At 55.9% G+C, this 13,555-nt stretch carries 10 protein-coding genes; 4 read left to right on the forward strand and 6 right to left on the reverse strand.

Translation table 11 applies throughout. From position 1 onward, the window contains the following. Window positions 1-267 precede the first annotated feature (267 nt). Window positions 268-1,314: a hypothetical protein gene (locus H6G53_RS09710; RefSeq protein ID WP_190532425.1), complete on the forward strand. Its 1,047-nt coding sequence runs from the start codon at window positions 268-270 to the stop codon at window positions 1,312-1,314. A gap of 69 nt (window positions 1,315-1,383) precedes the next feature. Here the strand turns inward: H6G53_RS09710 and H6G53_RS09715 are convergent, their stop codons facing one another. Further along, window positions 1,384-2,619, reverse strand: coding sequence for an NAD(P)/FAD-dependent oxidoreductase (locus H6G53_RS09715; RefSeq protein WP_190532428.1), 1,236 nt, complete (start codon window positions 2,617-2,619; stop codon window positions 1,384-1,386). A gap of 324 nt (window positions 2,620-2,943) precedes the next feature. Between H6G53_RS09715 and H6G53_RS09720 the strand changes: the two genes are divergently transcribed. Next, window positions 2,944-3,471 carry a hypothetical protein gene (locus tag H6G53_RS09720; RefSeq protein WP_190532431.1) on the forward strand — a complete coding sequence of 176 codons (528 nt, stop codon included), beginning with the start codon at window positions 2,944-2,946 and terminating at the stop codon, window positions 3,469-3,471. Window positions 3,472-3,604: 133 nt separating this feature from the next. Here H6G53_RS09720 and H6G53_RS09725 read toward each other — a convergent pair whose 3' ends face one another. The 4 genes from H6G53_RS09725 to H6G53_RS09740 form a co-directional block, all read right to left on the reverse strand. After that, entirely contained in the window at window positions 3,605-4,759 is a 1,155-nt protein-coding gene (locus tag H6G53_RS09725) for a response regulator (RefSeq protein WP_158234318.1), read from the reverse strand. Between the two features lie 758 nt (window positions 4,760-5,517). Beyond that, the gene (locus H6G53_RS09730) at window positions 5,518-6,297 is read right to left on the reverse strand and encodes a DevA family ABC transporter ATP-binding protein (RefSeq protein ID WP_190532434.1); all 780 of its coding nucleotides are present in this window, start codon (window positions 6,295-6,297) and stop codon (window positions 5,518-5,520) included. Between the two features lie 69 nt (window positions 6,298-6,366). Beyond that, window positions 6,367-7,662 (reverse strand): ABC transporter permease DevC, encoded by a 1,296-nt coding sequence (gene devC / locus H6G53_RS09735; RefSeq protein WP_242030869.1) that lies wholly within the window; start codon window positions 7,660-7,662, stop codon window positions 6,367-6,369. 272 nt (window positions 7,663-7,934) lie between these two features. Continuing rightward, the gene (locus tag H6G53_RS09740) at window positions 7,935-9,245 is read right to left on the reverse strand and encodes an HlyD family efflux transporter periplasmic adaptor subunit (protein ID WP_347343133.1); all 1,311 of its coding nucleotides are present in this window, start codon (window positions 9,243-9,245) and stop codon (window positions 7,935-7,937) included. A gap of 501 nt (window positions 9,246-9,746) precedes the next feature. Between H6G53_RS09740 and H6G53_RS09745 the strand changes: the two genes are divergently transcribed. Beyond that, complete coding sequence (locus tag H6G53_RS09745) at window positions 9,747-10,352, forward strand: TetR/AcrR family transcriptional regulator (RefSeq protein WP_199309201.1); 606 nt, start codon at window positions 9,747-9,749, stop codon at window positions 10,350-10,352. A gap of 271 nt (window positions 10,353-10,623) precedes the next feature. Beyond that, window positions 10,624-11,340, forward strand: coding sequence for a GTP cyclohydrolase I FolE (gene folE / locus H6G53_RS09750; protein WP_190532440.1), 717 nt, complete (start codon window positions 10,624-10,626; stop codon window positions 11,338-11,340). Window positions 11,341-11,580: 240 nt separating this feature from the next. On the opposite strand, the gene H6G53_RS09755 is transcribed toward folE, so the two are convergent. Next, on the reverse strand, window positions 11,581-13,368 hold the full coding sequence (locus tag H6G53_RS09755; RefSeq protein WP_190532443.1) for a hypothetical protein: 1,788 nt from the start codon (window positions 13,366-13,368) through the stop codon (window positions 11,581-11,583). Between the last annotated feature and the right edge of the window lie 187 nt (window positions 13,369-13,555).

A 13,555-nucleotide genomic window follows, 5' to 3' on the forward strand; every position in this document is an offset into this window, starting at 1 on the left:
AATGAGCGTAACATTGGTGTACTACTTTTTGATTGTTTGGGGTAAGAATTACATCTTCTTACCCCTTTTTTATAACCTGAATCTGTCATTCAACACTTCTGCAAAAGCTTGTGAACACAAACTTGTGAACTTGATCTTGAATAGTCAAAAGATTGCGCGATTAGCTTGCGCGATCGATTCGTCTATTCTTTGAAATTTGAAACTGCTCCCCCCATTGGTCGGGAGCCAGTTTCGCTTGCCCATTAACCCTAGTCAGGACTCAACCCAATGACAGCCTTGAATAGCTTGTTTGATGAATCTTTTTATCTGGCAGCCTATCCCGACGTGGCAGCGGCCGTTCGCAATCGTCAACAGGTCAGCGGTTTGCAACATTTCCTGAATTCAGGGATGCGGGAAGGGCGCACAGCCATCAGCCGGTTCTATAGCCAACCCGATCGGGAGTTGGCCTATCGTCAAGCCTATCCCGACGTGGATGCAGCCATTCGATCGGGTGGTTTGGCCTCCAGTTTGCAGCACTATTTCCAGTCAGGAGAATCGGAAGGCCGCAGCCTGTTTCCCCGCGCATTTGATGAGCAGTGGTATCGCAAACGGTTCTCGGATGTGAACAACGCTGTCGCCCAAAAAACCTTTACTTCCGGATTAGAACATTACGTGCGGTTTGGGCGGGGCGAACAGCGTGCCCCCTCAACCTTTTTTGACTTTGACTATTTTCAAGCCTATCCCGATGTGAAAGCAGCCAGGGACAACGGCGCAGCGTTTTTATCCGGCTGGGATCACTTCAATCAATCGGGCCGCATTGAAGGGCGAGTGGCCACATTTTCGGGAACCAAAGGTAATGATTTGGTGGTGGGCAATGGGGCCCTCGATACGCTCACGGGGGTAGAAATGGATGCGGGACGATGCTTTGCGGGTGGCACGTTAACCGGTGGACAATGCCGAGAATATCTCTCCTTAGGAGCCAATGAACTGGATACATTGACGGGCGGGCCCGGTGTGGATGCCTTTGAAGTGGGCCGCCAACTCACCACCCGATTTGGCATCAACTACAGCCCCTTTTACACCGCTGCTGGCAATTCAGATTTTGTGCGCATTCAGAATTTTGAACCGGGCAAGGATCGCTTAATTTTAGGAACTAAGCAGGGAGATCCTGGCTTTAATGTGTCAGGCACTGAATTTGTCAGCGCTCCGGATGGTGTTTATGTTTATGCCCGGTCTCCGTTTCTGACGGGTGGGGCTGACCTGATGGCGATCGTGGCAGGGGTTGATCTGGATGCTAGCGATGTGTTGGTCAGCACCACTTTCTTGGGTAGCTAGTTTGGAGAGCGGCTAGTTCGGGCTACCACTATCCTTGCAATTTCCTGGTTTCTTTTGGTCACTGGTTCCTCAGCGCTGATCGGGATTGAGTTCGGCCAGGCGATCGAGCAGGGGCTTGGTCATCCAGTTCAAGCCCACCTTAATTTGATGTTCTAGGGTGGGCATTCGGTACAAATACACCAGTCGCCGCAGGGCATAGGCCAGGGGCCCATCCAATTGCACCCCCAGGCCAGTGAGGGTGGCGCTGGTGTTGCCGAGGGCCAACATTTCGCCCAAATGCTGATATCGGAACGGCAGCAGGGGCCGATCGCACAAGGAAGCCCAAAGATTCCAACCCACATAGTCCCCCGCTTGCAGGGCCGCTTGGCCGGTGCTGGGCACGGGACTGCCTTGGGGATCGTTGGCATCGCGCATTTCGGCAATGTCCCCGAGGGCGAAAATTTCGGGATGGTCGATCGCCTGGAGGGTGGGTTCCACCAACAGTTGATCGCGACCATTTTTGGGCAGGGGCAACCCTCGAACCAGCTCAGGCACTCGATTCCCCACCGTCCAAATGGTCAGCTCCACGGGAATATCTTCTAGGCGGCCGCGATAGTCGAGCATGATGCGATCGGGGCCGATGTCGCGCACGCTGGTTTCCCAATCAATCCAAATACCGCGCTGTTCTAAGGCCTTGTCAGCCGCTTGGCGGTTAAAGTTGGGCGAATTGCGCAGAATTTGATCGCTTTGTTCAATCAGCCGCAACCGTCCTCGATCCTGAAGCCGATCGGCAAGTTTGCAAGCCAGTTCCACACCGCTGTAGCCGCCACCAACGACCGCCACTCGAATTTTGTCGCGATCGGTTGCTTCCAGGGCCCGCAGCCGATCTTCCAACCGATAGGCATCGGCGATCGACCGGAAGGGCAGGGCATGTTCCGCCGCGCCGGGGATCCAGTCCATCGGCGTTTCGCAGCCCAGGGCCAACACCAACCGATCGTAGGTCAAGGTTTGTGGTTGGCCGAAGACAGGGCTGAGGCTCACCTGCCGCTGTTGAAGGTCGATCGCCTCCACGGTTCCTTGCACAAACCGCACTTGGGTTCCGGCCAGCAACTCTGCAAAGGGCGGGGCCACCTCCCAAGATTGCAGCTCGCCGGTCATCAGCTCATACAGCAAGGGCAAAAACACGAATCGATCGCCCCGATCGGCCAACAGAATTTCCGGGCGATGATCCCCCCAATCCAAGCGATCAAGGCGGAGGGCCGCATACAAACCCCCAAAGCCCCCTCCCAAAATCACAATCCGTGGGCTAGTGCTGTGAGCGGTCATAGGCTGGCGAGAAATAGAACTTGAAAGCAAATAATCGATCAGCCCAAGGGCGCGATCGAGCCGGGCCATCCACAGCCCCCAACCCCTTCAGTGTAGAAAAGCTGTGGTCTTTTTGGGCGGTTCGCAGATCATTCGCCGTGCATTCGCAAATTACTCACCGTGCATTCGCAGATTATTCGCAGCCCATTCGTAGTGCGTTCGTAGCCCATTCGCCAAGCCAACGCCAGCCGATCGCCACAGCATCGTCAAACGGAGTTGCCATCCTGAAGGAGTTCAGCGCCTCAACACCCCTTAGCGCCTCAACACCATCAGCGCTCCAACACCATGCAGAAACTCCCTTCTCTCCAATTTTCGGGTCAACTGTTTTCGGCGGAAGCCCTGTTTCAGTGGATCGATCGCCTGTCCGATCGCCTGGGGCTGAGCCAGCCGCCCGTGGTCACCCGCGAACAGTTGCAAGCCTGCCCGCCCCAGAGCCTCGGCCGGGAATGGATTGAGTTAGTCACCCGCAATGGCTATCCCTTGCTCACCAGCGGCCCCCGTCGCAAGCAATTGCATGATGCGATCCATGTGCTGACCGGCTATGACACCGACGATTGGGGAGAATTGGAAGTGCAAGCGTTTCTGTTGGGCTGCAAATTCCGCCATCTCCATCTGCCGATCGTGGCGGGTCTGTTACGGCGATTGGGGCGATCGGGACAACTTACCGGCCCATGGCGCGATCGAGTCCGTGCGGCCTATCGTCGCGGCCAAGCGGCCGCCGACACCTTCGATCCTGACAACTGGCCCGCTGAATACCTGCTGGACATGCCCGTGGTCACTGTCCGCGAATGCTTGGGAATTCCCGCCCAATAGCCTCCTCTGGTGGCCTGGTTGGTTTGGTGATCTGGTTTTTAAGGAATAACGGCGATTTCGTTATCAGTCGTCAAGTCCCTCTCCCGACTTGGGAGAGGGATTTAGGGTGAGGGTTTTGATTGAGGCAAGAGGTCTAGTTTCTCAATGGAGACGGGGACTTCGCAGTTCCCGCGCCACCGCGATCGCCCAAATATTTTTCCAACAGAGCCACAATCTTTTCCTTGCGAGGCGGTTTGGGCAAAAAGTCCGTAGAACCAACCAACTTGGCCCGCACGCGATCGACCAGCCCATCTTGGCCCGTCAAAATTGTGACCGGCGTATCGCGAAACCCTTCCAAACGGCGAATCTGAGTACAAATCTCATACCCATTCACCACCGGCATATTCAAATCCAAAAAGATGAAATCCGGTCGGTGTTTGCGCAACAACGGAATCGCCTGCACCGGATCCTGCGTTGACACAAACCGATAACCCGCATGGGTCACAATATTTTCTAAAGACCGACAAATCACCATACTGTCATCAATGCAGGCCACCAGCGCTCCCGCCGTTGGTTCTAGCAAGCCCGAAAGGGGATTGGGTAAATCTGGCAAGCTCCGAAATTCCACCGCATTTTGTTGCAAGAAATAGCGCAAAATGCGAATGGCCACCATCGAAGATTGTTGCAGCTTAACGTCAATATCCCAAAAGGTTCGCTGACCATTAAACAGCGGCTGCAAACTATAAAAAGATGTGCTTTCCGTTTGTTCTTGAATTTTGGTATTCAAAGCCGACGAATCTTTCAACATCGGCGCACGATTGCTATAGTCCAAATCCAAACCCAGCAGTTGCCAGCGCTGCCAAAGTTGCTCTGCCACCTGCATCAAAGACTGGACTTCGCATTGTTCCAAAGTCACCTGGGATCCAGTGTCATGATCCAACAGGGGAAAGGGCTGCCAATTAAACTGCGGCTCCATCATGCTGGCCGCCGTAAAGAGCATTTCCTTGGCCGCCGTGCAAACAATATCGCGAGCTTGCTCTGGGTTAATTTCTTCGGCTTTCAGGCCACGGGCCAGGGTGAGCTGTTCCCAAAAACGCAATTCTGAGGGGCTGGCAAATTCAATCCGAATTCGGCTGGGGCGAAATTGCGGGCAACTGCGTTTGATGGCGCGGCTCCAGCGACGAACGCGGTGAATTTCGCAGGTGGGATAACCGAGTTTACCACGGTAAAACGGGAGCAACCAGGTGTGCTTGGTGTCGGTAAGCGACAGAACACCCGAGAGCTGCTTGGCATTGATCGTTGTCAGCAACGCCCTCAGTCTAGAAATCCCTGATGTTTGCCTCAACATCAACTCTGCGTATCCTCGTACCCTCAATAATTGGCAATGGCTGATTCAGGTGGGTGACGATCGCCCTCGATCTTTGACTTACCCCAAGCATAAATCGATCACTGCGGGCGATCGGTTGTCTGTGATCAGTTGTTAGCGATTGTCTGTTAGCGATTGTCAACGATCACTGGCGCGTGCTCGGTGGGCCTGTGACCAGTTGTTAGCGATCGGTGGTCGGTTACTGGTAAATCGGTTACTGGTGAATGGGTATCCGTGATCGTAGGCTTATTCGGCCGACCCGATCCGGGGGGTCACGGGTCGAATAATTGCTTTTTCGTTCGAAATCCGCAAAAGCCGGACTTTAAGCCACCAATTTTGCGACTAGGCGGAGACAACCTCAATAATGCCGAGTGGGCGAGCCTTGGAGGGGTTGGAAACCCGGTTGACTCGCGGCACAGCAGATGGATCACGAAGTTTGGCCGACTTTGACCATAGAAGATGGTTCAGACGATGGTGGGGTGATAGTTGCATCAACCCAACTTGGGTGCAACGATCGAGATCATCGATTCCACTGATCGGAGCAACTGGCGATCGGGGCGAATGGCTGAATGGCCGGTGAGGGTGGATAACGGCTGGGCGAATCAATCAGACTCATGCCAATCAGGCTCATGCCAATCAGGCTCATGGAAATCGGGCTAGTTCGGATCGAACTAGGTCAGAGCAGGCTAGTTCGGATCGAGCTAGGCAGATCGGGGCGTGGAAACAAGCCGTCCATCTTCAACGGAAACAAGGCGATCGGCAATATCAAGAATGCGATTGTCATGGGTCACCATCAAAATTGTGCAACCCTGCTGCTTGGCGAGACCTTGCATGAGGTTAACCACTTCCCGGCCAGATTGACTGTCGAGGGCGGCGGTTGGCTCGTCGGCCAACACAATTTTGGGATGGCTGGCAAGGGCGCGGGCGATCGCCACCCGTTGCTTTTGCCCACCGGATAAATCATCGGGATAGTAATCCGTGCGATGACCCAAACCCACAAGTCCTAGCATCTCGATCGCGCGCGATCGCATCTCCTGAACACTCCAACCCACATGCAGGGCCAAACTCATTTGCACGTTTTGGGCAGCGGTTAGACTGCGGTGCAAGTTGTGTGCTTGGAAGATATAGCCATTGTATCGTCGCGCCAAGACCAATTCTTCGGAGCTGGCCCCGTGGAGTTCTCGCCCCAACACGCTCAGGTGTCCTTCCTGGACGGAACGCAAACCGCCAATCAGCGTCAGCAGCGTGGTTTTGCCGGAACCGGAAGGGCCCGTCACCAACACAATTTCCCCGCGCCGAATTTGCAAATTAATCTCAAAGAGGACTTGTTTTTTCAGGTCTCCGTGACCAAACCAGTGATTGAGATTGGCAATTTCAATGGCCCAGTCGGCTTCGGGCACGCTGTCGATCGCTGTGTTCAGCCTGTCGATCGCTCCGTTTGGCTGTCCCGTGGCGGCTTGGTTGAGGATGGGGTGAGTCATGGTGGTTGATTTGCCTGTCTGAAATTGCCGCACGGGTTGCCGTGCCAGTTGCCGCGCGGGTTGCCGCACCTAGAACATGTCTGCCGGATCCGCCGATTGCAAACGCCGCGAGGCGATCACCCCCGACAAACAGCACATGACGAAGGTGACCATCAACACCAACAGCGCCCGCCCCAAGGTCATGAACATGGGCAAGTTGGTGGCATTACGGGTTAGGGCATATAACCCAGCGGACACGGCCAAGCTGGGCACAAACCCAACAATGGCCAAGATCAGCGCTTCTTCCAAAATCACGCCAATGAAATAGCGGTGGCGATAGCCCATGGCCTTGAGGGTGGCATATTCCCGAATGTGGTCGTTGACATCGGTGGAAAGCACTTGGTAAACGATGATTACGCCAATGCCAAACCCCAGGGCCACACCAAAGCTGAAGATGAACCCAATGGCGGTGTTTTTGGCCCAGTAGTCCTTTTCAAATTGCACAAATTCCGCTTTGGTCAGCACGTTCACATCGTTCGGCAAGGCGGCTTGCAATTGGGTGCGCACGGTGATGGGATCGGCTCCCGGTTCCAGGTAAATCAGGCCGATGCTGACGCTGCCAGGATCCCGCCGGGGAAAGGCCCGCAAAAAGTTGCGATCGCTGGTGAGAATGCTGCCGTCGGCGGCGAAGGACGCGCCCACTTTGTAAGTACCAATGACCTCAATTCGTTTGCGATCGAGGTCGGTCTGCACGGGTTGGCCCCGATCGAGCTGGGCAATGGTTTTTTGATATTCCCCCCGGGCTGCCCGATCGAACAGATAGCGATCTTGCAGCTTCAGATCATTTTGATGCTGTTGAATTTCCGGGAAATCAAAGGCCGGGCGATCGGGATTGGTTCCCAAAATCAGGATTTGTTTTTCCTTGCGGGTTTCGGGATTTTTCCAGTTGCTAATCGTGGCATAGAGGGGATCCGCATTGGCCACGCCGGGGATCGCTTCCGCTTGAAACAGACGACGACGGGCAAAGCTGGATAGGCCAATCAGGTTGCGGGCCTGGGCGCTGATCAACACCACATCGGCGGTGATGGCCCGGTTCAGCCGGGTATTGCTGTCATAAAGGGCATTTTGGAACCCCAGTTGCATAAAAATCGCCAAGTCCGCAAAGGCAATGCCCGCCAAGGCCGTCAGTAGCCGTCCCCGATCGTGCCGAAGCTGTAGCCAACCGAGGGGAATGCGACGTTGCAGGGCCGCAACCCAAGCGGGGGTCGTCTTGGTTTCGGGATTGGGGCGAGGTTGGGGGGCAGCTCCCAAGTCAGCCGTGCCGGGAGCCAGAGATTCAGGGGCTGAGTCGGCAGAGCGAGTGAGGCGATCGAGCATGATGGGCATCCATCCCGAAGGGTTCTCAGGCAGCGCGGGCAGCGATTGGGGCAACCCGGCTGCCAACGGTGAGCAAAAATTGCAGATCAGGGCGCACTAGGCAGCCCGATCGATCAAGACTGAGGCCAAAACTGGAGCTAGTATCGCGACAGGCTTAATACAGTGGGTCAAAGTTGCGGAGCCAGTCGTGGTAACAAGGGGCTTAAGCCCCTTGCTGCCTAACGATTTTGTAGCGATAACAGCCATGTAATTTAACCCAGCGAATTAAGACCGCCACGCTACTAAGGCTGGGGCAGGGATTTCAGGTCGATGGTGGCTTTTACTTGCAAATTGGTCAGATTGGCCACCCGCTGACCGTCGGTTGGCTCCAGCCGAATTCGCACTTCCACCACGCGCTCATCCAAATTGGCAGAGGGATCGATATCGCGGGTGGTTTGTTTGCGCACCTGCAACCCCGATCGCACCACCGATCCTCGCAGTTCACCGGAAAATGCATCACTCGTGATGGTGGCCGTTTGCCCCACGCGAACCTTCGGTGCATCGGTGTCATACACTTCCGCCACCACTTCCATGAATTGGGTTTGACCCAAATCGGCAATGCCTTGGCTACCCACCAATTCACCGGGCCGAGCATAGATTTTCAGCACCTGGCTATCTCGGGGAGCGCGAATGACGGCACGGTTGAGATCCGCCCGGGCCTGCTTGGCGGCGGCGATCGCAGCGGCCAGGTCTGCTTCGGCCACCCGCAAATCCGTGGGGCGCACCTCCGCAATTCGATCGAGAGTGGCCCGAGCGGCGGTGAGCTGAGCCACGCCCGTTGTCCGGATTCGATCGAGGCTGGCCTGGGCTTCCACCACTTTTTCTCGATAGGAAGCGTCGATTTGGGCCAAATTAGCCCGCGCTTCCACCAACCGAGCACGGGCCGTATCCAAGGTGGTGGTTTTGCTGTCCCGTTGGGAGGCAGAAATCGCCCCCGTGCCATAGAGGCTGGCATAGCGATCGGCTTCCACCTGAGCGTTGGCTAACTCCGCTTCCAAACGGGCGATCGTGGCCCGTTGGGCGGCCAGTTGAGTATCCCGTTCCGCCAGCAGTCGATCGAGCGTGGCCCGTTGGGAGCGCCAATCGCCATCCCGCTGGGCCCGCACACGATCGATCTCTGCCGACTGGGCATTCAGTTCGCCCCGTTTGGCCCCGGCTCGCACCCGATCGAGGGCCGCTTCCGCCGAATCCACCTGGCGATCGGCCCGTTCCACCGCCGCCGCCAACCGCTCCGCCTCATCCAAAACCGCCACCACCTGGCCCGCCCGCACCCGATCGCCCTCTTCCACCAACAGGCGGGCAATTCGCGAATCAGTGCTCGAGGGCGGAGCCGCCAGCGTAATCACCTCCCCCGCTGGCTCCAGTTGCCCCAGGGCCGTCACCACCGTTGGCGACGGCAAGGGCGTAACCACCGGGGCCGGAGTTTCCGCTGCCCGGCTGCGCAACAACACCGCTCCCCCACCCACCAAGACCACCGCTCCCAGGGCGATCGGAATCGTCGCTTGAGTCCATTGACGGGGATTGAGCAATTTCCAAGGAACCGGACTGGTCACGATGTCGCCCTCCGAATCTTGTGCAGCGAGCTGTGGAGTGAGAGAGGTATAGCAGGTAATCAAACTGAACTGTCTAGTTCAATTTTGAGTATAGCTAGACTAAACCGTTTAGTACAATAGGAATTAATGAGAAATTCATCCCCAGTCGTGATTTGCTGACTCAAACCCTCCAAACCCTTAACCACAGCGGTCTTTTGCTGCTCAAGACCACCTGATGCAATCCAAGGCGATCGCCCACTAACCTTTAATGACTGCCCAGGAGAGAGTTAAGGTTAAAACCTTGCGCAAGTGCCATGGGTTGGAACCCGTCAAAAATCAACGCACATCAGCCGTGAATCACCCGTGAATCACACGTGAATTAACGGTTACACCGCATCCATTCTGTCAATCAGTTCCGTCAATCATTAATCCTGTCAATTCTGGGCAGGAAGATCCTGGGCAGAGACCAGGGCAGCCCAGCCCCCCTTGTTCAATTCCGTTGCTACTTTGTAGGTGATGACCATGTTCGTTCCGGCTGCGCACCCGATCGCCCCCCTCAGCAAAAAACGCCAGATCCTGGACGGAGCCATGAAAACCTTCCTGGCCAAAGGTTATGCAGGCACGAGCATGGATCGCGTGGCGGCCACCGCAGGCGTTTCCAAAGCAACGGTTTACAGCCACTTCCAAAGCAAGGAAAGTCTCTTTGGGGCGCTGGTGGAAGAGCTGGCCCGCAGTAAGTTTCCGGAAATGTTTGACGAAACCCTCTTGGGGGCTGACCCACACCACTTTTTGCGGCATTTGGCCAATCTCTTCATTTTCAAGGTGGGCCAGGACGAAGGACATATGGCCTTCATTCGCCTGATCATGGCCGAGTCGGAGCGGTTCCCGGAGCTATCCGAACTGTTTATTCGGAATTTTTGCCAGCGCGGTTGCGAAGCCCTCACCAGCTACTTAGCAGCCCATCCGGAGCTAAAGATTGACGATCCAGAAGCAACCGCCCGCGTTTTTATTGGTGCTTTGGCCCACTTCAACATTACGCAAGAGATGCTGGGCGGTAAGCACTTGGTTCCCATGGATCCCCAGCGCGTCATTGATACATTACTGGCCATGATTTTGCGCAATCCCTAGCCGGTGGCTCCCCATTCCCCGCACTGGATCCATCGACAGGATTGATAGATTTTTTTTATAGATTTCATCAGGCCCCATTGGTTCAGAAATCCATCAACTCGATCGCCCCACTCGTGCAGATCGATCGCCTTGAGCTATCCAAACGCCGGGGATCGTGAATTGGCCGGGTTTCGCCGCCAGCCGCCAAAAAGTATTACCATTTTTTAACAGAGACTCAGTGTTTGGAGCACTGCGCGTTCTTCTTGGAAGGATTTCCCTCATTATTTCAATCATGACTATCGCCGCCTCTAATGCGATCTCAAATGGGATGGTTAATCCCAGTAGTTCAGCCACGGAAGACGAGGGCAAAGGGCTTTTAACCCGTCCCGATCGCAACACCCATGACGGACAACCTGCGCAAGTGCACCAGCCTCCAGCAGTCAGCAAGGATGACATGATGGACGCGGTACGGACGATTCTGTTAGGGGTTGGTGAAGATCCCGAGCGCGAAGGGCTGCTGAAAACCCCGCACCGGGTGGCGGAGGCCATGCGTTTCCTCACCAGCGGCTATGACATGTCGTTGGAAACATTGGTCAATGGGGCCATTTTTGATGAGGGCCACAATGAAATGGTTCTCGTTCGCGACATCAACTTCTTCAGTCTTTGCGAACACCATATGCTGCCCTTCATGGGCCGGGCCCATGTGGCTTACATTCCCAACCAAAAGGTGGTGGGCTTGAGCAAGTTGGCTCGGATTGTGGAAATGTATGCCCGTCGTTTGCAGGTGCAAGAACGCCTAACCCGTCAAGTGGCGGAAGCAATCCAAGAAGTCCTGGAGCCTCGGGGGGTGGCTGTGGTGATGGAGGGAACCCACATGTGCATGTCGATGCGTGGGGTACAAAAGCCGGGTTCCTGGACGGTGACCAGTGCCATGGTGGGTGTGTTCCAAGAAGACCAAAAAACCCGCGAAGAGTTTCTGAACCTGATTCGGCATCAGCCGTCGTTCTAGGTTTTAAGGCAGGGCACTGAGGATCTGATGACAGATCCTCGATCGTCTAAATCCTGCTGGTGCGAAGTCGTGAGGAGCCGGGGGTTAAATCCCTGTTTACCCGTTGCGAAATCGTGAGGGACAGGGGGCTTAAGCCCCTTGTCTGCAACTTGTCTAGAAGCTTTCTGCAACAGGTTTCTGGGGCGAATTTACTAGCGTCTTGGTCTATCGGCTGCTGTGCCCAATGAGCTGAGATCTGCGTCATTGCCCGATCGGGGGTAATTCTGGGGCCGTTGGGGGGAGCGTTTGGGCCAAGCAGTTGGCATCTAAGAGCAAGAGTCCCTCTTGGGATTGAGCTGCCAAGCATCGATCGACCCGTTGAGCCAGCGCCGATCGCTGGCCACGGGCTAACCAGCGCCGGGCCTCTCCGTAGGCGGGTTGGTATTGCCGTAACCAGTCATTATTTTCCAAATAGTCGCGATCGAACGCGCCCGGATCCAGTAACCAGTGAGTGGGTTGATATTGGGCGATCGCGGCTCGCAATAGGCTGAGATCAGGGCTGTATTGGGCCCGCAGCAAGGTTTCCACGCGCGATCGAAACTCGCGGTAATAGCCCCAGTGGTAGGGAATTGCAAATTCGGCCCCCACCAAAACGGATTTACCGGCAAAGGTGGGGATGTTGCTGGCTTCGCCGGAAAGGGTGGCAATGCGCGTGTTGTTTGGATAGTCAGCCAAAATTTCATAGAGATCCGGTGCCTGGCCGATCACGTAGTTCGCTTTCGGGAATCCGCGCACGGCCAACGGATAGGCAACTAACAGCCCGATCGCCCCGAGCGTGAGACCCCAAGCCAAAAGTCGCCGCTGTCCTTTGGCCCAAGTCCAAAGCCGATCGAGCAGCAACACCAACGCGATTCCTGTGGCGATCGCCAAAACCGCTCGCAGGCCATGTTGGGTGTAGCGACTGGGCAAGTGCAACCGAAACAGCAGCAGATGGGCTAGCCCAAAGCAACCGAAACTGGCCAGGGTCAACAACGGTAGAACTTCAATGCCCGATCGCACTTGAGACCAGAGGGGAAACCGATCGCGCCAGCGCCAAATCAGGGGCAAGCCCAACCCCAAAACCAGCAAAGGCGGCTCCAGGGGCGGTTGAATGCCACTGCGACCCGCCGACAGCCAAAAACGCCCAAAATCTTCATAGAAAAAGCGCGATCGCCCATTGGGTAAAAATTCTGGCAACTGACGTGCTTGATCCACGGTGATGGTGGGGCCAAAGGTAGAAGCATTGGCCGCAAAAGGCAGCAACACCGCCACACAAACCCCCAGCCCGATCGCCCAAATGCGCCAATGGGCCTCCCGCCGCCAGACCCCGATCGCTAAACGCAGGGTCAACATGGCCGCCGTCACCAAAACATAGTGGGGATAAAAACCCCCCAACAGCCCGATCGCCAAACACAGCCCCCAGGGCGATCGCTTCACCCAAGCCCACAGCACCATCAAAAACAGGGGATTCAAAAAAGCCCGCGCCGTGCCCGAAGCCAAATCGTCCTTCAGCCAAAGGTTTTGGAGAAACAGCAACGCCGCCACAAAACCGGCAAAGGGAACCGGCAAAATGGCTCGCGTGACGGCCCAAGCCAATCCCCCGATCGCGCCACTGAGAATTAACGGCCACCCCTTGGCCGCCGTCACCGCTCCCCAATCCATCACTTCCGGGAACCAGTAGATGGCTCGAAACCCCCAGGGGGCAACGGACTCAAAATAATCCGCAATCCAATCGCCCGGAAACGCATCCGGGTGACTTAGCCGCAGCATCCAGAACAAATGTTGCCGACCGTCATCGGCCACCACATAGGGATCCGCAAAGGCTTCCGGCAAGATAGCCAAGCCATAGCCCAAGCCGAACAGAATACTGGCAATCCACCAGAGCCGATCGACCCAACGGGCTGGCTCGGGGTCAATCAAAAGCTGTCGAAGCCGGGCGATCGCAGACATCATGGAGGTTTGGAAAAAGGGGCCAGGGTGTTGAACCGAATGTCGATCGCCATCAGTCATGGGTTCATCGATGAACCCATGAACAACAACCGAGAGCAACCCTAGCGCCAACTTCAGTGCAACGAAACAGAGGGTTAATCAACGGTTCTGTGCGGGTGGTTCTGTTGATTAGCCCATCTTGCCAGGCGATCGGCCCCTCGGGATCCTGCGTTTCCCCCCAGCACCACTGCCCCAGCAGTCATTCAGA

It is taken from the genome of Limnothrix sp. FACHB-406 (genome assembly GCF_014698235.1).
Taxonomy (GTDB): domain Bacteria; phylum Cyanobacteriota; class Cyanobacteriia; order CACIAM-69d; family CACIAM-69d; genus CACIAM-69d.

Coding starts and splice junctions, on each gene's coding strand:
- H6G53_RS09730 (WP_190532434.1), bottom strand. CDS start 6,297: ATGACTCACCCCATCCTCAACCAAGCCGCCACGGGACAGCCAAACGGA.
- H6G53_RS09715 (WP_190532428.1), bottom strand. CDS start 2,619: ATGACCGCTCACAGCACTAGCCCACGGATTGTGATTTTGGGAGGGGGC.
- H6G53_RS09755 (WP_190532443.1), bottom strand. CDS start 13,368: ATGACTGATGGCGATCGACATTCGGTTCAACACCCTGGCCCCTTTTTC.
- H6G53_RS09710 (WP_190532425.1), top strand. CDS start 268: ATGACAGCCTTGAATAGCTTGTTTGATGAATCTTTTTATCTGGCAGCC.
- H6G53_RS09720 (WP_190532431.1), top strand. CDS start 2,944: ATGCAGAAACTCCCTTCTCTCCAATTTTCGGGTCAACTGTTTTCGGCG.
- H6G53_RS09745 (WP_199309201.1), top strand. CDS start 9,747: ATGTTCGTTCCGGCTGCGCACCCGATCGCCCCCCTCAGCAAAAAACGC.
- devC (WP_242030869.1), bottom strand. CDS start 7,662: ATGCCCATCATGCTCGATCGCCTCACTCGCTCTGCCGACTCAGCCCCT.
- folE (WP_190532440.1), top strand. CDS start 10,624: ATGACTATCGCCGCCTCTAATGCGATCTCAAATGGGATGGTTAATCCC.